The sequence below is a fragment of the Streptomyces sp. NBC_00252 genome, assembly GCF_036187565.1.
Classification (GTDB): domain Bacteria; phylum Actinomycetota; class Actinomycetes; order Streptomycetales; family Streptomycetaceae; genus Streptomyces.
This window is the reverse complement of the sequence record NZ_CP108087.1, coordinates 3,227,215-3,246,770: the sequence shown is the minus strand read 5'-3', so window position 1 is coordinate 3,246,770 and position 19,556 is coordinate 3,227,215. Positions and strand designations below refer to the sequence as shown.

General features: G+C 71.5%; 15 protein-coding genes. 12 read left to right on the top strand and 3 right to left on the bottom strand.

Translation table 11 applies throughout. From position 1 onward, the window contains the following. Positions 1–4 precede the first annotated feature (4 nt). The 3 genes from gatA to gatB are packed head-to-tail and all read left to right on the top strand — an operon-like array spanning position 5 to position 3,273. Positions 5–1,504 carry an Asp-tRNA(Asn)/Glu-tRNA(Gln) amidotransferase subunit GatA gene (gene gatA / locus OHT77_RS13765; protein WP_328828642.1) on the top strand — a complete coding sequence of 500 codons (1,500 nt, stop codon included), beginning with the start codon at positions 5–7 and terminating at the stop codon, positions 1,502–1,504. Beyond that, complete coding sequence (locus OHT77_RS13760) at positions 1,501–1,743, top strand: hypothetical protein (RefSeq protein ID WP_019068646.1); 243 nt, start codon at positions 1,501–1,503, stop codon at positions 1,741–1,743. Before gatA ends, OHT77_RS13760 begins: the two co-directional genes overlap by 4 nt. Before the next feature lie 15 nt (positions 1,744–1,758). Continuing rightward, positions 1,759–3,273, top strand: a complete 1,515-nt coding sequence (gene gatB, locus OHT77_RS13755) for an Asp-tRNA(Asn)/Glu-tRNA(Gln) amidotransferase subunit GatB (protein ID WP_328828641.1) — start codon at positions 1,759–1,761, stop codon at positions 3,271–3,273. A 51-nt stretch (positions 3,274–3,324) separates the two neighbouring features. Here the strand turns inward: gatB and OHT77_RS13750 are convergent, their stop codons facing one another. Continuing rightward, positions 3,325–4,107: an SAM-dependent methyltransferase gene (locus OHT77_RS13750; RefSeq protein WP_328828640.1), complete on the bottom strand. Its 783-nt coding sequence runs from the start codon at positions 4,105–4,107 to the stop codon at positions 3,325–3,327. A gap of 117 nt (positions 4,108–4,224) precedes the next feature. On the opposite strand from OHT77_RS13750, the gene OHT77_RS13745 reads away from it, so the two are divergent. The 7 genes from OHT77_RS13745 (at position 4,225) to OHT77_RS45005 (ending at position 12,231) form a co-directional block, all read left to right on the top strand. Next, positions 4,225–4,518 (top strand): hypothetical protein, encoded by a 294-nt coding sequence (locus tag OHT77_RS13745; RefSeq protein ID WP_328834235.1) that lies wholly within the window; start codon positions 4,225–4,227, stop codon positions 4,516–4,518. Positions 4,519–4,735: 217 nt separating this feature from the next. Then, positions 4,736–6,979 (top strand): MMPL family transporter, encoded by a 2,244-nt coding sequence (locus OHT77_RS13740; RefSeq protein WP_328828639.1) that lies wholly within the window; start codon positions 4,736–4,738, stop codon positions 6,977–6,979. Beyond that, positions 6,957–7,532: a GNAT family N-acetyltransferase gene (locus tag OHT77_RS13735; RefSeq protein ID WP_328828638.1), complete on the top strand. Its 576-nt coding sequence runs from the start codon at positions 6,957–6,959 to the stop codon at positions 7,530–7,532. The genes OHT77_RS13740 and OHT77_RS13735 overlap by 23 nt, the downstream gene beginning before the upstream one ends. Before the next feature lie 35 nt (positions 7,533–7,567). Then, entirely contained in the window at positions 7,568–8,164 is a 597-nt protein-coding gene (locus OHT77_RS13730; protein ID WP_328828637.1) for a hypothetical protein, read from the top strand. A 209-nt stretch (positions 8,165–8,373) separates the two neighbouring features. Next, a complete protein-coding gene (locus tag OHT77_RS13725; protein WP_266772847.1) occupies positions 8,374–8,559 on the top strand; it encodes a hypothetical protein in 186 nt (61 codons plus the stop codon). Positions 8,560–8,675: 116 nt separating this feature from the next. Continuing rightward, positions 8,676–11,738: a helix-turn-helix transcriptional regulator gene (locus tag OHT77_RS13720; protein WP_328834234.1), complete on the top strand. Its 3,063-nt coding sequence runs from the start codon at positions 8,676–8,678 to the stop codon at positions 11,736–11,738. Between the two features lie 46 nt (positions 11,739–11,784). After that, positions 11,785–12,231 (top strand): DUF6191 domain-containing protein, encoded by a 447-nt coding sequence (locus tag OHT77_RS45005; RefSeq protein WP_443048208.1) that lies wholly within the window; start codon positions 11,785–11,787, stop codon positions 12,229–12,231. A gap of 342 nt (positions 12,232–12,573) precedes the next feature. Here the strand turns inward: OHT77_RS45005 and OHT77_RS13710 are convergent, their stop codons facing one another. Together OHT77_RS13710 and OHT77_RS13705 are read right to left on the bottom strand one after the other, a co-directional pair. Next, a complete protein-coding gene (locus OHT77_RS13710; RefSeq protein ID WP_328834233.1) occupies positions 12,574–13,728 on the bottom strand; it encodes a PQQ-dependent sugar dehydrogenase in 1,155 nt (384 codons plus the stop codon). 227 nt (positions 13,729–13,955) lie between these two features. Continuing rightward, positions 13,956–14,954 carry an aldo/keto reductase gene (locus tag OHT77_RS13705; protein WP_328828634.1) on the bottom strand — a complete coding sequence of 333 codons (999 nt, stop codon included), beginning with the start codon at positions 14,952–14,954 and terminating at the stop codon, positions 13,956–13,958. 76 nt (positions 14,955–15,030) lie between these two features. On the opposite strand from OHT77_RS13705, the gene OHT77_RS13700 reads away from it, so the two are divergent. Both OHT77_RS13700 and OHT77_RS13695 read left to right on the top strand, forming a co-directional pair. Further along, complete coding sequence (locus OHT77_RS13700) at positions 15,031–15,990, top strand: 2-hydroxyacid dehydrogenase (RefSeq protein ID WP_328828632.1); 960 nt, start codon at positions 15,031–15,033, stop codon at positions 15,988–15,990. Between the two features lie 437 nt (positions 15,991–16,427). Beyond that, the gene (locus OHT77_RS13695; RefSeq protein WP_328828631.1) at positions 16,428–19,418 is read left to right on the top strand and encodes a putative bifunctional diguanylate cyclase/phosphodiesterase; all 2,991 of its coding nucleotides are present in this window, start codon (positions 16,428–16,430) and stop codon (positions 19,416–19,418) included. Positions 19,419–19,556 lie beyond the last annotated feature (138 nt).

The window sequence follows — 19,556 nt, the reverse complement described above, 5'->3', positions numbered from 1 at the left end:
CACCATGACGGACAGCAACATCATCAAGCTCACCGCCGCCGAGATCGCCGGGAAGATCGCCGCCGGCGACCTCACGGCCGTCGAGGTCACCGAGGCCCACCTGGCCCGGATCGAGGCCGTCGACGAGAAGGTGCACGCCTTCCTCCACGTCGACCGCGAGGGCGCCCTCGCGCAGGCCCGCGCCGTCGACGAGAAGCGCGCCAGGGGCGAGCAGCTCGGCCCGCTGGCCGGCGTGCCGCTCGCGCTCAAGGACATCTTCACCACCGAGGGCATCCCGACCACGGTCGGCTCCAAGATCCTCGAAGGCTGGATCCCGCCGTACGACGCGACGCTCACCAAGCGGCTCAAGGCCGCCGACGTCGTCATCCTCGGCAAGACCAACATGGACGAGTTCGCCATGGGGTCGTCCACCGAGAACAGCGCGTACGGCCCCACCGGCAACCCCTGGGACCTCACCCGCATCCCGGGCGGCTCCGGCGGCGGTTCCTCCGCCGCGCTCGCCTCGTACCAGTCGCCGCTCGCGATCGGCACCGACACCGGCGGCTCCATCCGCCAGCCGGCCGCCGTCACCGGCACGGTCGGCGTCAAGCCGACGTACGGCGCGGTCTCCCGCTACGGCATGGTCGCCTTCTCCTCCTCCCTCGACCAGGGCGGGCCCTGCGCCCGTACGGTCCTGGACGCGGCGCTGCTGCACGAGGTCATCGCCGGACACGACCCGCTCGACTCGACGTCCATCGACGCCCCGGTCCCGCCGGTCGTCGAGGCCGCCCGCAACGGCAGCGTGCGGGGCATGCGCGTCGGCGTCGTCAAGCAGTTCCGCGGCGAGGGCTACCAGGCCGGCGTCATCCAGCGCTTCGACGAGGCCGTCGAGGTCCTCAAGGAGCTGGGCGCCGAGATCGTCGAGCTGGACTGCCCGTCCTTCGACCTCGCCCTGTCGGCGTACTACCTGATCGCGCCCTCCGAGTGCTCCTCCAACCTCGCCCGCTTCGACGGCCTGCGCTACGGCCTCCGGGTCGGCGACGACGGCACCCACTCGGCCGAAGAGGTCACCTCGCTCACCCGTGAGGCGGGCTTCGGCCCCGAGGTCAAGCGCCGCATCATGCTCGGCACGTACGCGCTCAGCTCCGGCTACTACGACGCGTACTACGGCAGCGCCCAGAAGGTCCGTACGCTCATCACCCGCGACTTCGAGAAGTCGTTCGAGAGCGTCGACGTGATCGTCTCCCCGACCACGCCGACCACCGCCTTCCCGATCGGCGAGCGCGCCGACGACCCGATGGCGATGTACCTCGCGGACCTGTGCACCATCCCGACCAACCTGGCGGGCAACTCGGCGATGTCGCTGCCCTGCGGCCTCGCGCCGGAGGACGGCCTCCCGGTCGGGCTGCAGATCATCGCCCCGGCGCTGAAGGACGACCGGCTTTACAAGGTCGGCGCCGCCGTCGAGGCCGCCTTCGTGGAAAAGTGGGGCCACCCGCTGCTTGAGGAGGCACCGTCGCTGTGAGCAACGCACTGTCGAAGGCCAAGGGCTTCAAGAAGTCCAAGTCCGGCACCTATGTGTCCATCGCCACCACCGCGTTCGGCGCGCTGGGCGTCGCCAAGCAGATCAAGAAGGCGCGCACCGAGCACGACACGCTCCGTCTGATCGACGCCACGGTCTCCGCCGTCGCGATCGTCACCGGCCTCGCCATCCTGTACCGCGAGCTGAAGCGGCTGGGCGACGACGACGTCCTGCTGGGCTGAGAGGGAAAGTTCACCGTGACCACCACGACCGACCTGGAGTCGTACGAGGACGCCCTTGCGTCGTACGACCCCGTCATGGGCCTCGAGGTCCATGTCGAACTCGGCACCAAGACCAAGATGTTCTGCGGCTGTTCGACCGAGCTGGGCGCCGAGCCCAACTCGCAGACCTGCCCGACCTGCCTCGGCATGCCCGGCGCGCTCCCGGTCGTCAACGCGATCGGCGTCGAGTCCGCGATCAAGATCGGCCTCGCGCTGAACTGCGAGATCGCCGAGTGGTGCCGCTTCGCCCGGAAGAACTACTTCTATCCGGACATGCCGAAGAACTTCCAGACCTCCCAGTACGACGAGCCGATCGCCTTCGACGGCTACCTCGACGTACAGCTGGAGGACGGCGAGACCTTCCGGGTGCAGATCGAGCGCGCCCACATGGAGGAGGACACCGGCAAGTCGCTGCACGTCGGCGGCGCGACGGGCCGTATCCACGGCGCCTCGCACTCGCTGCTCGACTACAACCGCGCCGGCATCCCCCTCATCGAGATCGTCACCAAGCCGATCGAGGGCGCCGGTGAGCGCGCTCCCGAGGTCGCCAAGGCCTACGTCGCCGAGCTGCGCGAGCTGATCCGGGCCCTCGGTGTCTCCGAGGCCCGCATGGAGCAGGGCCAGATGCGCTGCGACGTGAACCTGTCGCTGCGCCCGCACGGCCGCGAGAAGTTCGGCACCCGCAGCGAGACGAAGAACGTCAACTCGCTGCGCTCCGTGGAGCGCGCCGCCCGCTACGAGATCCAGCGCCACGCCGCGGTGCTGAACTCCGGCGGCACGATCATCCAGGAGACCCGCCACTTCCACGAGGACACCGGGTCGACGACCTCGGGCCGCGTGAAGGAGGAGGCGGAGGACTACCGGTACTTCCCGGAGCCGGACCTGGTGCCGGTCGCCCCCTCGCGCGAGTGGGTCGAGGAGATCCGCGGCGGTCTGCCCGAGCAGCCGCTCGCCCGCCGCAACCGGCTGAGCGAGGAGTGGGGGATCACCGCGTTCGACATGCAGTCGATCCTCAACGCCGGTGCCATCGACCCGATCGTCGCCACGATCGACGCCGGTGCCGACGCGGCCTCCGCCCGCAAGTGGTGGATGGGTGAACTCGCCCGCAGCGCCAACGAGTCCGGCAAGGCGCTCGACGAGCTGCCCATCACGCCGGAGCAGGTCGCCCGGGTCACCGCCCTGGTCACCGCCGGCGACCTGAACGACAAGCTGGCCCGCCAGGTCATCGAGGGCGTCCTCGCCGGCGAGGGCACCCCGGACGAGGTCGTCGAGAAGCGCGGCCTGAAGGTCGTCTCGGACGACGGCGCCCTCACCACCGCCGTCCAGGAGGCCATCGCCGGCAACCCGGGCGTCGCCGACAAGATCCGCGGCGGCAAGGTGGCCGCCGTCGGCGCCCTGGTCGGCGCGGTCATGAAGGCCACCCGCGGCCAGGCCGACGCGGCCCGCGTCAAGGAGCTCATCCTGGAGCAGCTGGGCGTCAGCGAAGGCTGAGTCAGTACACCGCGCACGGCCCCGGAGACCTGGTCTCCGGGGCCGTTGCCGTTACACGCGGCGGCCCACGACCCGGGTGAAGCCGAGGAGTTGCCCCCGGTCGGCCTTCACCAGGTCCACCGAATCACGGGCCATGTCCGCCATCCACGCGTACGGACTCTCCTCGGCGCACACCTCGCTCCACAGCAGCCAGTCCTTCCAGCCGTCGGGCTGCCAGTCGGCGGTCTCGACCTCCACGCCGCCGCCGCGGGTCCAGTGGCGACGCCACCAGGCGGGGGAGTGGAACGCCCAGAAGCCGGGGTCCCAGAAGGGCTTGAGGTGCTCCGGCGGTTCGTCGCCCGCCAGTTCCTCCCGGAGCGCGGGCATGACGACCCCGATCCGGCCACCCGGCTTCAACAGCCTGGTCACGGTGGGCAGATAGAGGTCGGCGGTGCCGAAGTACTGATAGGCGTCGATCGACACGATCGCGTCGAACGTGCCCTCCCCGAAGGGGATGTCGTGCGCCTCCACCCGGAGGGGGAGCACGCGGTCGGCCACGCCCGCCTCCGCGATCCGTACGGCGTTCTCGTCGGGCTTCACCCACAGGTCGGCGGCGGTGACCTGGAGGCCGTACTCCTTGGCGAGGAAGACCGAGGTCATGGCGCGTCCGCAGCCCAGGTCGAGGACGCGGGCGCCCGGGGGCAGGGTGTCCAGGCCGAGGGCCGGGGCCAGCCACTCCAGGAGCCACAGGGCGTGCGGGCCCATCTGGTTCTCGATGGTCCAGCGGGCGTCGTAGGTGTTGCTGCGCGGGTAGTCGGGGTGGGTCAGGCGGGTGGTCAGGTCGGTGTCGGACATCGGTGAACGGGGTCCTCCGGTTCTGCGTAGGTTGCTGTGAGGAAGCAACGCGATTGTGGGGGGCGTCGGTTGGCCGCGCATCAGGTTTCTCAGGCGGAGGAGCTGCCCTCGCCCGCCATGGACGGAGGCGGGGATGCCGAGACGCCGGACGTCGGGGATCCGGCGCTGGACGCGCGCCGGGCCCGGTGGACGGCGGCGCTGACCGGTGCCGTGCTGGCCCTCGCGGGGGTGGCCGCGGCGGCGCTGCGGGCGAGCGGGTCCGGGCCGGTGCTCGTCCCGGCCGCCTATGCCGTCGGCGCCGCGGTGTGCGCGCTCGCGTCGCTGCTCGGGTCCAGGGGCCGTACCAGGCGGGCGCTTTGGCTGCTGGTCGTCGGGGCGATGGTGATGGCGCTGGGGGACCAGTTCGACTGAGGCGACGCCCAAGGCGCGGCCAGGACTACAGAGATGCCGTTACTGTCCTGTGATCTGGCTCCCACTCCCGTGATTCAGCGCACGAACGTCATAAACGATCATTTTCTGCTGCAAGAGTGGGCCTCGTACTGCTCATGCGTTCTTTGCGGGCTGTTCATCCCATGAACGAATTTTCCCGGTCAAAGATCCACCATTCGCCATCCCCGGGAGCACGTTCGTGGCAGCCCTTGCACGCTGGTGTGTTCGGCACCGCCTCGTCGCCGTCCTGCTGTGGCTCGTCGCGTTCGGCGGGGTCACCGCGGCCGCCGCGGTCACCGGCTCGGCGTACTCGAACGACTACGAGGCCCCCGGCACCGAATCGGGCCGGGCCACGCAGCTGCTCAAGGAGAGCTTCCCGGGGCTCGGCGGCGACAGCGACACCGTCGTCTGGCGCACCGCCCCCGGCTCCGTCCGCGCCGCCGACGTCGAACAGACCATGACCGAGGCCCTGGACAGGATCGCGAACCTGCCCGGAGTCGCCTCCGTGGTCAGCCCCTACGACGGTCAGGGCACCGGCCGGATCAGCGCCGACGGACGCACCGCGTACGCGACCGTCACCTTCGCGCACCAGGCCGAGGACATCGACAAGGCGGAGGCGCAGGCGGTCGTGAGCGCGGCCAAGGCCGCCCAGGCCGACGGGCTCCAGGTCGAGCTGGGCGGCAGCGCCATCGCGCTCACGGAGTCGTCGAGCGGGCACACCGCCGAGATCGTCGGGGTCGTGGTCGCCGCCCTCGTGCTGTTCCTCGCCTTCGGCTCGCTCGCCGCGTCCCTCCTGCCCATCGGCACCGCCCTGGTGAGCGTCGGCACCGCGTACGGGGCGATCGTCCTGCTCGGGCACACCATGACCGTCGCCGACTTCGCGCCCATGCTCGGCATGCTGATCGGCCTCGGCGTCGGCATCGACTACGCCCTGTTCATCGTGACCCGGCACCGGCGCGGGCTGAAACGCGGACTGTCCGTCACCGAGGCGGTCACCAACGCGGTCGTCACCACCGGCCGCGCGGTCGTCTTCGCGGGCGCCACGGTGTGCATCGCCCTCCTGGGGATGCTGATCCTGCGGCTCGGCTTCCTCAACGGGGTCGCGATCGCCGCCTCGCTGACCGTGGTGCTCACCGTCGCGGCCTCCGTGACGCTTCTCCCGGCCCTGCTGTCCTTCATCGGCCCCCGCGCCCTCAGCCGCCGCGAACGGCGCCGACTGGCCGAGCACGGGCCCCAGCCCGAACTGCCCACCGGCCTCGCCGCCCGCTGGTCCGCGTTCGTCGAGCGCCGGCCCAAACTCCTCGGCACCCTCGCCCTGATCGTCATGGCCGTCCTCGCCCTGCCGACCCTCTCGCTCCACCTGGGCACCTCCGACCAGGGCAACGACCCCAAGTCCTCGACCACCCGCCAGGCCTACGACCTCCTCGCGGACGGCTTCGGCCCGGGCGTCAACGGCCCGCTCACCCTCGTCACGAAGATCGACGGCGCCGAGGACAAGCTCATCCTGGACAACCTCGACGCCACCCTCCGCACCACCGAGGGCGTCGCCTCCGTGACCCCGGTGACCTACGACAGCGGCGGCTCCACCGGCTACTTCAGCGTCGTACCGGACTCCGCACCGCAGTCCCAGCGGACCAGCGACCTCGTCGACCGGCTGCGCACCGAGGTCCTGCCCCGGGCCGAGACCGGCACCTCGCTCGACATCCACGTCGGCGGCGTGACGGCGAGCTACGACGACTTCGCCGACGTGATCGTCGGCAAGCTCCCGCTGTTCGTCGGGGTCGTCATCTCGCTCGGCTGTGTGCTGCTCCTGCTCGCCTTCCGGTCGATCGGCATCCCGCTCAAGGCCGCCGCGATGAACATCGCCGCCGTGGCCGCCGCCTTCGGGGTCGTCGTCGCGATCTTCCAGTGGGGCTGGGGGAGCGAGTTCCTCGGCCTGGGACGCGCCGGGCCCATCGAACCCTTCCTCCCCGTGATCATGGTGTCGGTCCTCTTCGGGCTCTCCATGGACTACCAGGTCTTCCTGGTCAGCCGGATGTATGAGGAATGGCTGGAAACCGGCGACAACCGCCGCGCCGTCCGCGTCGGCCTCGCCGAGACCAGCCGGGTGATCAACTCCGCCGCCGTCATCATGATCTCGGTCTTCCTCGCCTTCGTGCTCAGCGGCGACCGCGTCATCGCCATGTTCGGCATCGCCCTCGCGTCCGCCGTCGCCCTGGACGCCTTCGTGCTGCGCACCCTCCTGGTGCCCGCCCTCATGCACCTCCTGGGCGGCGCCAACTGGTGGCTGCCCCGCCGCCTCGACCGCGTCCTGCCCCGCATCAGCATCGAGCCTCCCGAGTGCCGCGCCGCCCATGAGAGGCTGGCCGCCGCGACGGACGCCGAGGTGGCGGACGTCCTGGCGAAGGAGCAGGAGCAGGATGTACGCGATACCCCTGGGTGACGACGGAGCCGAACTGCGTCCCCTGGAGCCGTGGAACGCCGAGGAGTTCCTCGCCCACCTGGACCGCGGCCGCGAGTTCATCGGGCAGTTCATCACCTTCGGCTCCAAGGCGACCGACGCCGACTCCACGCGGGCCATGCTCCAGCGCTACGCCGGCCTCCGCGCCGCCGACGAGGCGTCCCTGCACGGCATCTGGCTCGACGGCAAGCTCGTCGGCGGGGTCCTCTTCCTGAACTTCCACGCCGACCGGGGCAACTGCGAGGTCGGCTGCTGGCTGGAACCCGACGCCGCCGGACGTGGGCTGATCACCCGCGCGATGCGGATTCTCATCGACTTCGCGATCGAGCAGCGGGGAATCCACCGCGTGGAGTGGCACGCCGCCGCGGGGAATGAGAAGAGCCTGAATGTCGCGCGCCGCATGGGCATGACCAGGGACGCGGTCCTGCGCGAGTCGCACGCCCACGGAGGCGTACGGCACGACATCGAGGTGTGGTCCGTGCTCGCACCCGAGTGGCGCGAGGCACGCGCGCGTGTCTCACACAGCGATCATTAAGGAACTTCTCAGACTTCACCCCTACCGTGCGCAGCATGGGTACCAAGACTGTTGACGAGGCCGCGAACGAGGCCCCCGAGGTGAAGAGCGACGCGGAGACCGTCGACGTCACCAAGACCGACGACGAAGTGGCCGCGCAGGAGGCGGACCACCAGGCGGAGAACGCCGAGACCGAGGACGACCTCACCGAGGAGGAGTACGCGGCCGAGCTCGCGAAGCTCCACCAGGAGGAGGGCCCCACCGGCGTCGGCCAGGGCGCCGCAGCGGTCGTCTCCGCCGCGCTCGGCTTCATCTCCCTCTCCGGCGGCTGGATCGGCTCCGTCGCCGCCGCCCGCGAGACCCTCGTGGGCCAGCTCCACACCGCCTCCACCGCGAGCGTGGGCACCCAGATCAAGGAGGTCTACGGCGACGCCTGGCACACCACCGCGCTGTGGGCCGGCATCTTCGCCCTGGTCGCCGCGCTCGTCGGTGTCGGGGCCCTCATCCGGCCCGCGTTCGGCACCCCGGGCAAGCCGCAGGCCACGTGGATCAAGTCGGTCGCGTGGGCGGGCGTCGCCCTCGGTGTCGTAGGACTGCTCCTGGCCGTCCTCAAGTACACGGACGTCCTGCTCAGCCTGCCGTCGGCCAGCTGACGACCGGTTCACGTCACCGCACGTCATCAGGGGCCTCAGACCCTTCGTAAGCACCTTACGGAGGACCTGAGGCCCCTTACGTGCGTCTAAGGCCCGCCCGCCGCCGCAAGATGCGGAACTCTCCCGATGTGGCGGACCCCCCTCGGAGACGAAGGTTGAGGCATCGCAGAAAGCGAAGCCGAAAAACCGCCTCTTCCAAGGGACTTCAGATGTACGAGTACGAACTCCACCAGATCCGTTCCACCGAGATGCGCCGCGAGGCCGCGAACGAGCGGCTGGCCCGCGAGGCCATGCGCGGCGCCCGCGCCGCCCGCCGCGAGCAGGCCCGGCAGGCCGCCGAGGGCGAGGTGCATACCGAACGCCCCCGCAGGCACCTGTTCGCCCGCGCGTGGTGAACGCTCCGGCACGGGAGGGCGGCGGCGCTCTCCTGTCCGCGGTCGCCCTCCCGTCGGGCGCCCTCCCGTCGGTCGCCCTCCCGAAAACCGGTGCCGCGTTGTCAGAGCCGCGTGACATGCTCGGGGCCGTGGAGACCAGGTCCGTCAGTCCAATCTTCGTCGGCCGCGCCGATGAACTGGACACGCTGAACGATGCGCTCGCCCGCGCCGCCGCGGGCGAGCCGCAGGCGTTGCTGCTGGGCGGCGAGGCCGGCGTCGGCAAGACCCGGCTCGTCGAGGAGTTCGCCACCGCCGCCTGCCGGCAGGGCGCCGTCGTCGCCCTCGGCGGCTGCGTCGAGATCGGCGCCGACGGACTGCCCTTCGCCCCGTTCTCCACCGCCCTGCGCGCCCTGCGCCGCGAACTGCCCGACGAGCTGACGGCGGCGGCATCCGGCCAGGAGGAGGAACTCGCCCGGCTGCTCCCCGAGTTGGCGGAGACGGCCACCCTCCAGCGGACCCGCCGGCACGACGAGGAGGGCATGGCCCGCCTCTTCGAACTCACCGCGCGCCTCCTGGAGCGCGTCGCCGCCGACCGCACGGTCGTCGTCGCCCTGGAGGACCTGCACTGGGCCGACGCCTCCACCCGCCACCTCCTCGCCTACCTCTTCCGCACCCTGCGCACCGGCCGCCTCCTCGTCCTCGCCACCTACCGCGCCGACGACATCCACCGCCGCCACCCGCTGCGCCCCCTGCTCGCCGAACTCGACCGGCTCCGCACCGTCCGCCGGATCGAGCTCAGCCGCTTCAACCGGCAGGAGGTCGGCCGCCAGATCGCCGGCATACGCGCCGCCGAACCGGACCCCGCCCAGGTCGACGAGATCTTCGAACGCTCCGACGGCAACGCCTTCTTCGTCGAGGAACTCGCCGTCGCCGCCCACGACGGCTGCCGCTCCAGCCTCACCGACTCCCTGCGCGACCTGCTCCTCGTCCGGGTCGAGTCACTGCCCGAGAGCGCCCAGCGGGTCGCCCGGATCGTCGCCGAGGGCGGCTCCACCGTCGAGTACCGACTGCTCGCCGCCGTCGCCCGGCTCGCCGAGGACGACCTCATCGAGGCACTCCGGGCCGCCGTCGGCGCCAACATCCTCCAAGTCGCCCCCGGTGACGACGGCTACCGCTTCCGCCACTCCCTGGTCCGCGAGGCCGTCGGCGACGACCTGCTGCCCGGCGAGCGCTCCCGCATCAACCGCCGCTACGCCGAGGTCCTGGAAGCCGACCCGACGCTCGTCCCGGCCGACCAGCGCGTCATGCGCCTGGCGAGCTACTGGTACCACGCCCATGACGCCGCCAAGGCCCTCCCCGCCGTCCTCGACGCCTCCGTCGCGGCCCGCGGCCGGCACGCCCACTCCGAGCAACTACGGCTCCTGGAGCGGGCGATGGAGCTGTGGGACACCGTCCCCGACGCCGTACGCGCGGGACTGCGCCCCGTCGACTACACCGAGGTTTACCCGCCCTGCGGCTGCGACCCCGAGACCACACCCCTGCGCTACCTCGACCTGATGGCGGAGGCCGCCGTCGCCGGCCGGCTGAGCGGGGAGCGCGAGCGCGCCCTGAAGATCACCAAGCGGGCCCTGCACCTCCTGGAGGACGAGGAGGACCCGCTGCGGGCCGCCTGGTTCTGGGTGCAGCGCTCCGTCCTGGTCCGCTCCCAGGCCCGCGGCGACGGCTGGCCGGAACTCGCCGCCGCCCAGGAACTCGTCCGCGGACTCCCGCCCTCCGAAGTGCACGCCGAGGTGCTCGCCAAGGTCGCCGGCTGGTCCATGGTCCACGTCCCGGGACCCGACGCCTACGTCGCCGCCGAGCGCGCGGTCGAGTACGCGCACATGGTCGGCGCCCGCGAGATCGAGATGGACGCCCGCCTCACCCTGGCCGGCCTCATGGTCGCCTCGGGGGACGTCGAGGCGGGCCTCGCCGAACTCGTCGACGTCAACGAACGGACGGTCGCCGAAGGCATCACCATCGTCGCCGGCCGCAGCTATGTGAACCTCCCCTCCTCCCTGGAGACCGTCGGCCGCTCCCGCGAGGCCGTGCCCATCCTGGAGACCGGGCTCGCCTTCGCCCGGAAGTTCGGCCAGTTCGACAAAGAGGCCTGGATCTGGGGGAACCTCGCCGAATCCCTGTTCACCCTCGGCCGCTGGACCGAGGCCGCCGAGGCCGCCACCAAGGCCGAGCGGGTGGGCCAGAGCGCCCAGCCCCGCGGCTTCCACGCCCGCATCCACGCCGAACTCGCCCTCGCCCGCGGTGACGTGCCCGAGGCCCGCCGCCAACTGGCCGCCGCCCGCGAGCACTTCGGCACCCATGACGTGGCACCGCAGCACCACCAGCCCCTGGAGCGGATCGAGATCCAGCTCGCCGCCGCCGAGGGCCGCGTCCTGGACGCCCGCGCCACCCTCGAACGCGTCCTGGACTCCGGCTTCCGCCCCGGCACCCAGTTCGGCGCCTGGCCGCTGCTCGTCACCGCCGCCATCGCAGAGACCCAGGCCGTCGGGCTGCCGCTCGCCGACCCCGGCCGCTCCAAGATCCTCGAGCGCATCCGGGAAGCCGCCAAGCCCGTCGCCACCAACGTCCCCGTCTGGCAGGCCCACGAGCGCTGGCTCCGCGCCGAACTGCGGCACGCCGAGGGCCGCGCCACCCCGGACGACTGGTCCGAGGTCGTCGCCGCCTTCGAACTCCTCGACCGCCCCTACGACCTCGCCCGCGTCCGCCACCGCCTGGCCGAGGCCCTCCTGTCCGACCCGGCCGGAGACGACGACGAGCGGGATCGCGCCACCGAACTGCTCCGGCTCACCACTGCCGTCGCCCAGCACCTCGGCGCCCGGCCCCTCGCCGACGCCGTCGCCCTGCTCGCCCAGCGGGCCCGGCTGACGCTCACGAAGGTCCCGGCCCGCAGGGCGGTCCCCGCCGATCCCGTCGAGGCGCTCGGCCTCACCAGCCGTGAGCGGGACGTCCTGCGGCTGGTCTCCGCCGGCCGCACCAACCGGCAGATCGCCGAGGAACTCTTCATCTCCCCGAAGACCGCGAGCGTCCACGTCTCCAACATCCTCGGCAAGCTCGGTGTCTCCGGCCGGGGCGAGGCCGCGGCCGTCGCCCACCGCCTGGGCCTCTTCCCGCCGGACCCGCTCACCGTGCGATCCGCGGGATGAGTCGTACGCTGTAGGGGACCGGCACAGGGGAGGCGCCGTGTTCAACATGTTCGAGCAGTTGTTCTCACCGGGCCGCAAACACACCCAGGACGAGGCCAACCGCCTAGAGCTGACCAGGGTCGACGTCGCCGACGGAGACCCCGGGCGCGGACCGATAGACCTGGAGTCGGGCAAGGTGGTCGTACGGCTGCGTGAGCCCGGGGCCGAGGGCGAGCCCGCCGACGAGGCTGAGGGCGAGCCGGCTGGCGGGTCCGACGCTGAGCCTTACGACGGTGCCGAGGGTGAGCCTGCTGGGGTGCCTGAGAGTGAGTCGGCTGGCGGGCCTGGGGCTGAGACGGCTGAGCCTGAGTCTGACGCCGGTGCCGATCCTGAAATTGCTGCGGGTTCTGAGTCAGCTTCCGAGCGCGAGTCCGAGCACACTGCTGAACCAGAGGCTGTTGCCGAGCACGAGCACGAGCACGAGCACGAGCCCGAGCACGAGCCCAAGTCCTAGCCTGCTGCTGGGCCGGGAGCCGGGAGCCGGGAGCCGGAGGTCCGCCGCGGGGCCTAAGCCCGCTTCCGAGCCCCAGCCCAGGCCCGCTCCCCGACCCCGGCCCACGCCCGCTCCTGAGCCAGAGCACGAGGCCGTCGCCGATCCCCAGCCCAGGCCCGCTCCCCGACCCCGGCCCACGCCCGCTCCTGAGCCAGAGCACGGGGCCGTCCCCGAGCCCGAGCCGGAGCCCGATCCCGAGCCCGCCGGCGATCCCCGAGTCGGCCCAGTCGCCGGAGTCCCCTCAGTAACCCGGGTCCGCCCCCTCGCCCAAACCCGCCCCAGCCCGATCCACACCACCCGTATCTACGACACCTGGATCTCCAGAATCCGGTCATCGCCCGACTTGGGTGTGCCGCGGCCGTCCGTGTTGTTGGTCATGAGCCACAACTTGTTGCCCCCCGTGGAGACCACCGTGCGGAGCCGGCCGTACTCGCCGGTGAGGAAGGCCTGGGGAGCGGCGGATGTCTTCGTGCCGTCCAGGGGGATGCGCCAGAGGCGTTGGCCCTTGAGGCCTGCCATCCATATGGAGCCCTCGGCGTAGGCGATGCCGCTGGGGGAGGCGTCGTCGGTGTGCCACTGGGTGATCGGGTTGTGGTACTTCGGGTTGTCTCCCTTGCCTTCCGTGTTCGGCCAGCCGTAGTCGTCGCCCGGCTTGATCGCGTTCAGCTCGTCCCAGGTGTCCTGGCCGAACTCCGAGGCGAACAGGCGCTGTTCGGGGTCCCAGGCGAGGCCCTGCACATTGCGGTGGCCGTATGTGTACACCGGGGAGTCCGGGAACGGATTGCCCGGCGCCGGATCGCCCTCCGGGGTCAGCCGCAGGATCTTGCCGCCGAGGGACTTCTTGTCCTGGGCCAGGCCGCGCTGACCGCTCTCGCCCGTGCCCGCGTACAACATGCCGTCCGGGCCGAAGGCGATGCGGCCGCCGTTGTGGATATAGCCCTTGGGGATGCCCTTGAAGATGGTGTCGGGCGCCCCGAGCTGTTCACCGGCGGGCTTCTTGGCGTCGTAGAGCATGCGGGCGATGCGGTTGTCCGAGGCGGTGGTGAAGTACGCGTAGATCATGTGGTCGGAGGCGTAGGCCGGGGAGAGCGCGATGCCGAGGAGGCCGCCCTCGCCGGCCGCGGACACCCCGGAGACCTTGCCCAGCTCGGTCTTCTTGCCGGTGGCCTCGGCGATCCGGGTGATCGTGCCGTCGTCGCGGGAGGAGACCAGCAGGTTCCCGTCGGGCAGCGGGGCGAGGCCCCAGGGGGACTTCAGGCCCTCGGTGACCGTGCGCAGCACCTTGACCGTGCCCTTCGCGGGCGGGGTCTGCGCGGTGGCCTGCCGGGAGGGCGCCGATCCCGTCGCCGTGCCGCTGCCGCCGGACGACGCACTCGTGCCGTCACCCGGAGACCCTCCACTGTCGGAGGAGCAGCCGGCCGTCAGCAGGAGCGCGGTCACGGCCAGGGCGGCCGACACGACTCGACGTTGCACGATCAGGTCCTTTCGACGAGCGGGTTCTACTTTTCATACACCGCTCACCCCGCCCGGGTTCCCGATCACCACCCACCGACGCACGATCGAGCCGTCGGGTCGGGAGAACCGGGGCGCCGGTCGGTCCTGGGTACGGGAACCGGCTCGGCGGTCAGCCGCAAGGCGGGAGAAGCTCCCCCCCGGCCCTCCGTACCCCCACCCCCCGGCCCCCCTCAATCCCAAGACCCCAACGCCCCCGGCAACCCCGCCACCTCCGCCAGATCCTCCCCGGTCAACCGCACCCCCGCCGCCCCGGCGTTCTCCGTCACCCACTGTTCCCGCTTCGTGCCCGGTACCGCCACCACGTGGGCTCCCTGGGCCAGTACCCAGGCCAGGGCGACCTGGGCCGGGGTCACCTCCGGGCCGTGGCGGCGGGCGACGCGGCGCAGGCCCGCGACGATGGGCTGGTTGGCGGCGGTCATCTCGGCGGTGAAGCGGGGGTGGCGGGCGCGGACGTCGTCCGGTTCGAAGCCCTCGCCCGGCGTGAGGGTGCCGGTGAGGAAGCCGTTGCCCAGGGGCATCGCGGCCAGGAAGCCGACGCCTCGTGACGTGCACCACGGGAGCAACTCGTCCAGGGCCTCCGGGGACCACACCGAGAGTTCCGCCTGTACCGCCGCCACCGGGAACACCTGTTGTACGCGCCGGAGTTGGCGGATCGTTCCGTCGTGGAGGCGTGCGCCGGGGCGGCGGGCGGAGCGGGCGCCTACCGCGCACATGCCCAACGCCCGTACTTTTCCGGCCTGTACGAGGTCCGCCATCGCACCCCAGGTCTCCTCGACGGGGACCTCGGGGTCGGCGCGGTGGAGTTGGTAGAGGTCGATCACGTCCGTCTGGAGGCGGCGCAGCGACGCGTCGCACGCCCGTCTGACGTAGCCGGGGCGGCCGTTGGCCACGATGTGCTGTTCGCCGACCAGGAGGCCGACCTTGGTCGACACGAACGCGTCCGCGCGCCGCTCCTTCAACACCCGCCCCAACAACAGCTCGTTGGTGAACGGGCCGTACATGTCGGCGGTGTCCAGAAGCGTCACGCCCAGGTCGAGCGCCCGGTGCACGGCCCTGACCGACTCGTCACCCCGTCGCCGCGACCCGCTGTACGCCCAGTTCATCGGCATGCAGCCGAGTCCGACGGCCCCCACAGCGAGCGCCCCCGCACCGATCGTCCTGCGCTCCACCTGGTCGTGACCCTCCCTCTTCCGGCACACCAACCTAACCTCTGCGCGCGCGTGGCCCTGACATAGCCTCCTGACCATGACTGTCGACGTATGGCTGCCCATCCCGCCGGAGGAGATCGAAGGGCTCCCCGAGGGGCCCGACTACCTGTTCTGGGACGGGGGTGAGGACGGCGACCAGGAGTTCCCCGGTGATCCCGCGGACTGCGTCCTCTACGTCGTGCCGTACATGAAGCGGCAGCCCGTGAAGACGCGGCCCCTGGAGCGGATGCGGAACCTTCAGGTCATCCAGACGCTCACCGCCGGGATCGACGACATGACCGCGAGCCTGTCGTCGATCGCCCCGGGGGTGCGGTTGTGCAATGCGCGGGGCGTGCACGAGGCGAGCACCGCCGAACTCGCGCTCACGCTGACCCTGGCCTCGCTGCGCGGCATTCCGGGGTTCGTGCGGGCGCAGCAACAGGAGCGCTGGCAGGGGGACTTCCATCCCGCGCTCGCCGACCGGTCCGTGCTGATCGTCGGCTACGGGGCGATCGGTTCCGCCATCGAGGACCGGCTCACTCCGTTCGAGCTCACGCGGGTGGCGCGGGTGGCGCGCTCCGCGCGTACCACCGCGCGCGGGCCCGTGCATCCGCTCGCCGAACTGCCCGCCCTGCTCCCGGAAGCGGACGTCGTCATCCTGTCGACGCCGCTGAACGAGACCACCCGGCACCTGGTCGACGCCGAGTTCCTGGCCCGGATGAAGGACGGGGCGCTGCTGGTCAACGTGGCCCGCGGCCCGGTCGTGGACACCAAGGCGCTGCTCGCGGAGCTGGAAAGCGGCCGTATCACCGCGGCGTTGGACGTCACCGACCCCGAACCCCTGCCCCAGGGGCACCCGTTGTGGCATGCGCCGGGGGTGCTGATCAGTCCGCACGTCGGCGGGCCCACTTCCGCGTTCCTGCCTCGGGCGAAGCGTCTGGTTGTCGACCAGTTGGGACGGTTCGTGAACCAGGAGCCGTTGCGCAACGTGATCCTTACGACGGGACCGACGGAGTAGTCGCCGCACGGGTGTCATCCGCTTCCGGTACCCTCCGCGACCTTCCGGAAGCGGGGCGTGCACGCATCTCCGCTGGTCGTCACGGAGCGTAGAGGAACTATGTCCCTGAGTGACGAGACTGGTGTATCGTCCCGGCAGGGGCTGCGCCGCGGACCGTTCGGCGCCGGGGATGGACATTTCAGACTGTGAGGGGGGCGACGGGCGATGCACGGCCTATGGACGAGCGATCCGACGCGGCGGGGCCGCCGACGGCGACCCTGGCGCACCGCCGCGCGCGGCCGCGGCCATCACGCGGGCCACTGCGGTCATGGCGGCCACGGCGGACATCACAGCAGCCACAGCCATCACCACCGCAGGCCCAACAGCCGCCGCAGGCACGCCCATCCAGCGCACCGGGGCCCGCGGGACCCGGGAGCGACGCGGACCGGGAGGGACCGGTGAGTTCCCCACCGTCTCCGACGACCACCCTCAACGGGGCGCTCCGGAACCGGACTTCGCCGGGAGCGCGGCAGCCGTGCCCGCCGGGATCCGGCGGCGCGCGGAGCCTGGTCCAGCAACTCGTCCTGGCCCTGGTCTGCGCGGGATACACCGTCGGTTCCGCGCTCGACTGGGGCTCGCACCAAGTCGCCGTGGTCATGGGCGACTTCGGGCTCAGCGCGGCGGCCGGCACCGCGGCCGTCTCGTGTTTCCTCTACGCGCGAAACCGCCGTGTCCGCTTTCGACCCGCCTGGCTGCTGTTCTCGCTCTCCTCGACGATGGCGGCACTGGGCAACGGCGTCTGGGGGTGGTACGAGGTCGTGCTCCAACAGACCGTGCCCCGCTTCAGTTTCGCCGATCTGTTCTTCCTGTGCTTCGCGCCGCCCGCCATCGTCGGGCTCCTGGTGCTCGCCAAGAGGCCCGTCTCGAAGGCCGGTTGGGTCTGTCTGGCGCTCGACGCCTGGCTGATCGGGGGCTCGCTGCTCACGCTGTCCTGGAGCCTCGCGCTGGCCCAGGCCGCCAAGTTCGACGGGCCGAGCGTGGCCTCCACCGCGCTGTCGCTGGCGTACCCGCTACTCGACATCGCGCTCGTCAGCATGGTGCTCGCGCTGCACTTCCGGCGCTCCTCGGTGAACCGCACCGCGGTGAACACCGCGATCGGCGCGCTGGCCCTGACGGTGATGTGCGACGCCCTGTTCACCTCGCCGCTGCTCCACAACAGCTACCACTCGGGCCAGTTGCTCGACGCGGGCTGGTTCGCCGGCTCGCTGCTCCTCGCCTACGCCCCCTGGGCCGCGCCCCGGCACACCCAGCCCGAGGACGACCGGCACACGCGCGTGGTGCACGAGCACCGGCCAGGACCGCGGGTCGGCATCCCCCAGGTCTCCGTGCCGGGCGGCGAGCAGGTCGGCGATCCCGGCCGCTATCCGGTCACCCGGCCCATCGCGGGTTCGCTGGGCGCGCTCACCCCGTATCTCGCCGCCGCCGTCTGCACGTTGGGGATTCTCTACAACGTGCTCAACGGCCGCAGCCCCGACCGCGTGGTGCTCATCACCGCGGGCTGCGTGGTCCTCGCCCTCGTGGTGCGCCAGGGCATCATGCTGCTCGACAACATCACCCTCACCCAGGAACTGGCGCAGCAGGAGAACCACTTCCGCTCCCTGGTGCAGGGCTCCAGCGACGTCATCATGATCGCCGCCCCGAACGGCATCCTCCGCTACGTCTCCCCGGCCGCCGCCGGTGTCTACGGCAAGGACGCCGAGGAACTGGTCGGAACCGAACTGGCCTCGCTGATCCACCCGGAGGACCTCGGCTGTGTGGTGCACGAGGTGCGCCGCTTCCTCACCGCCAGTCCCGTCGAGGAGCCCACCACCCGGATCGAGTGCCGTTTCCGGTCCGGCGTCGGGGGAGGCTGGCTCAACGTCGAGTCGACGGTCAACCGCCACCACGGCGGCCTGATCTTCAACAGCCGGGACGTGACCGAACGCGTGCGCCTACAGGCCCAGTTGCAGCACAACGCCGAGCACGACCCGCTCACCGACCTGCCCAACCGCGCGCTGTTCACCCAGCGCGTCCAGCAGGCCCTGTCCGGCCGTCGCTCCACCGACCGGGGCACGGCCGTGCTCTTCATCGACCTCGACGGCTTCAAGGCCGTCAACGACACCATCGGCCACCAGGCCGGTGACGAACTGCTCGTCCAGGCCGCCCACCGCCTCCAGTCGGCGGTCCGGCACGGCGACACCGCGTCCCGGCTCGGCGGCGACGAGTTCGCGGCCCTGATCGTCGGCGACGGCACCCGGGACCGCTCCGCCCGCGAGCGGCACATCATGGAGCTCGCCGACCGGCTGAGAATCACCCTGTCCCAGCCGTACCTCATCGACGGCAACGATGTCCGCGTCGCGGCCTCCATCGGCGTCGCCTTCGCCGAACCGGGCCTGGGCGCGGGGGAGTTGCTGCGCAACGCGGACCTTGCGATGTACCGCGCCAAGGGGGCGGGCAAGGGCCGCGTCGAGCTGTACGCACCGCAGATGCAGCAGGACGTCGTACGGAAGGCGGAGCTGGCCACGCGGCTGCGGGCCGCACTGCACGACGGCGAGTTCGCGCTGCTGCACCAGCCCGTGGTCTCGCTGGTGGACGGCCGGATCGCGTCGGTGTCCACCCAGGCGCGCTGGCGCTCCTCGCAGGGGGTGCTGTTCACGCCGGCCGAGTTCCTGCGGGTGGCCGAGGACAGCGACAAGACCGCCGAGCTGGGGCGCTGGATGCTGGAGGAGGCCGTGGAGCAGGCCGCCGAGCGGACCGCCACCGGGCTCGCCGTGTCGGTGGCCGTGCGGATGAGTGCGCGGCGACTGCTGGACCGGTCGATGCCGCTGGGTTCGATCGAGGCGCTGCTGACCCGGCACGGGCTGCCGTCGGGGTCGCTGCTGATCGAGCTGTCCGACACCGATCCGCGGGTCTCCCTGGACGAGTTGGAGCGCCGTCTGACCGCGCTCAGGCGGCTCGGCGTTCGGATCGCCCTCGACGGGTTCGGGAGCGGCTACGCGGCGATCACCACGCTCCGGCGGCTCCCCGTCGACGTACTGAAACTGGACCGCAGTCTGGTCGAGGGCGTCGTCGAGTCCGCGCGGCTGCACAAGATCACCAGTGGGCTGCTGCGGATCGCCTGCGATCTCGGGCTCCAGTCGGTGGCCGACGGGGTCGATCTGCCGGAACAGGTGGTCGCCCTGCGCGCGATGGGCTGTACACACGGACAGGGCATGGCCTTCTCCGGGCCGCTCGACGAGTACCGGCTGCGCCGGGCCCTGGCACGCGGTCACTATCCGGTGCCGCACGGCCCGGCCGAACCCGCGTTCGCCGGGGGTGTCGCCGGGGTGTACACCAGTGGTGTGCCCGCGGTTTTCGGTGGCGGAACGGCCCTGCGCTCACATAATGAGACTCCCGTCCCACCCACTTGACAGTGGATGCGTGCCGGGGGGAGGGTCATTGCCATGCGCACCCGAATTCTCGTACTTGGAAAGCGCGTCGGCTGAAGCTGGTGACGTCCGGACGGACCCGGAACTCCCAGCGACCGCACCCGGCGCGCTCCCCTCGCT

What these genes read in the sequence shown, in the direction of transcription:
- OHT77_RS13725 (WP_266772847.1), top strand. Translation starts at nt 8,374, where the DNA reads ATGTACGAGTACGAACTCCACCAGATCCGTTCCACCGAGATGCGCCGC.
- OHT77_RS45005 (WP_443048208.1), top strand. Translation starts at nt 11,785, where the DNA reads ATGTTCGAGCAGTTGTTCTCACCGGGCCGCAAACACACCCAGGACGAG.
- OHT77_RS13750 (WP_328828640.1), bottom strand. Translation starts at nt 4,107, where the DNA reads ATGTCCGACACCGACCTGACCACCCGCCTGACCCACCCCGACTACCCG.
- OHT77_RS13720 (WP_328834234.1), top strand. Translation starts at nt 8,676, where the DNA reads ATGCTCGGGGCCGTGGAGACCAGGTCCGTCAGTCCAATCTTCGTCGGC.
- OHT77_RS13745 (WP_328834235.1), top strand. Translation starts at nt 4,225, where the DNA reads ATGGACGGAGGCGGGGATGCCGAGACGCCGGACGTCGGGGATCCGGCG.
- OHT77_RS13730 (WP_328828637.1), top strand. Translation starts at nt 7,568, where the DNA reads ATGGGTACCAAGACTGTTGACGAGGCCGCGAACGAGGCCCCCGAGGTG.
- OHT77_RS13735 (WP_328828638.1), top strand. Translation starts at nt 6,957, where the DNA reads ATGTACGCGATACCCCTGGGTGACGACGGAGCCGAACTGCGTCCCCTG.
- OHT77_RS13700 (WP_328828632.1), top strand. Translation starts at nt 15,031, where the DNA reads ATGACTGTCGACGTATGGCTGCCCATCCCGCCGGAGGAGATCGAAGGG.
- gatA (WP_328828642.1), top strand. Translation starts at nt 5, where the DNA reads ATGACGGACAGCAACATCATCAAGCTCACCGCCGCCGAGATCGCCGGG.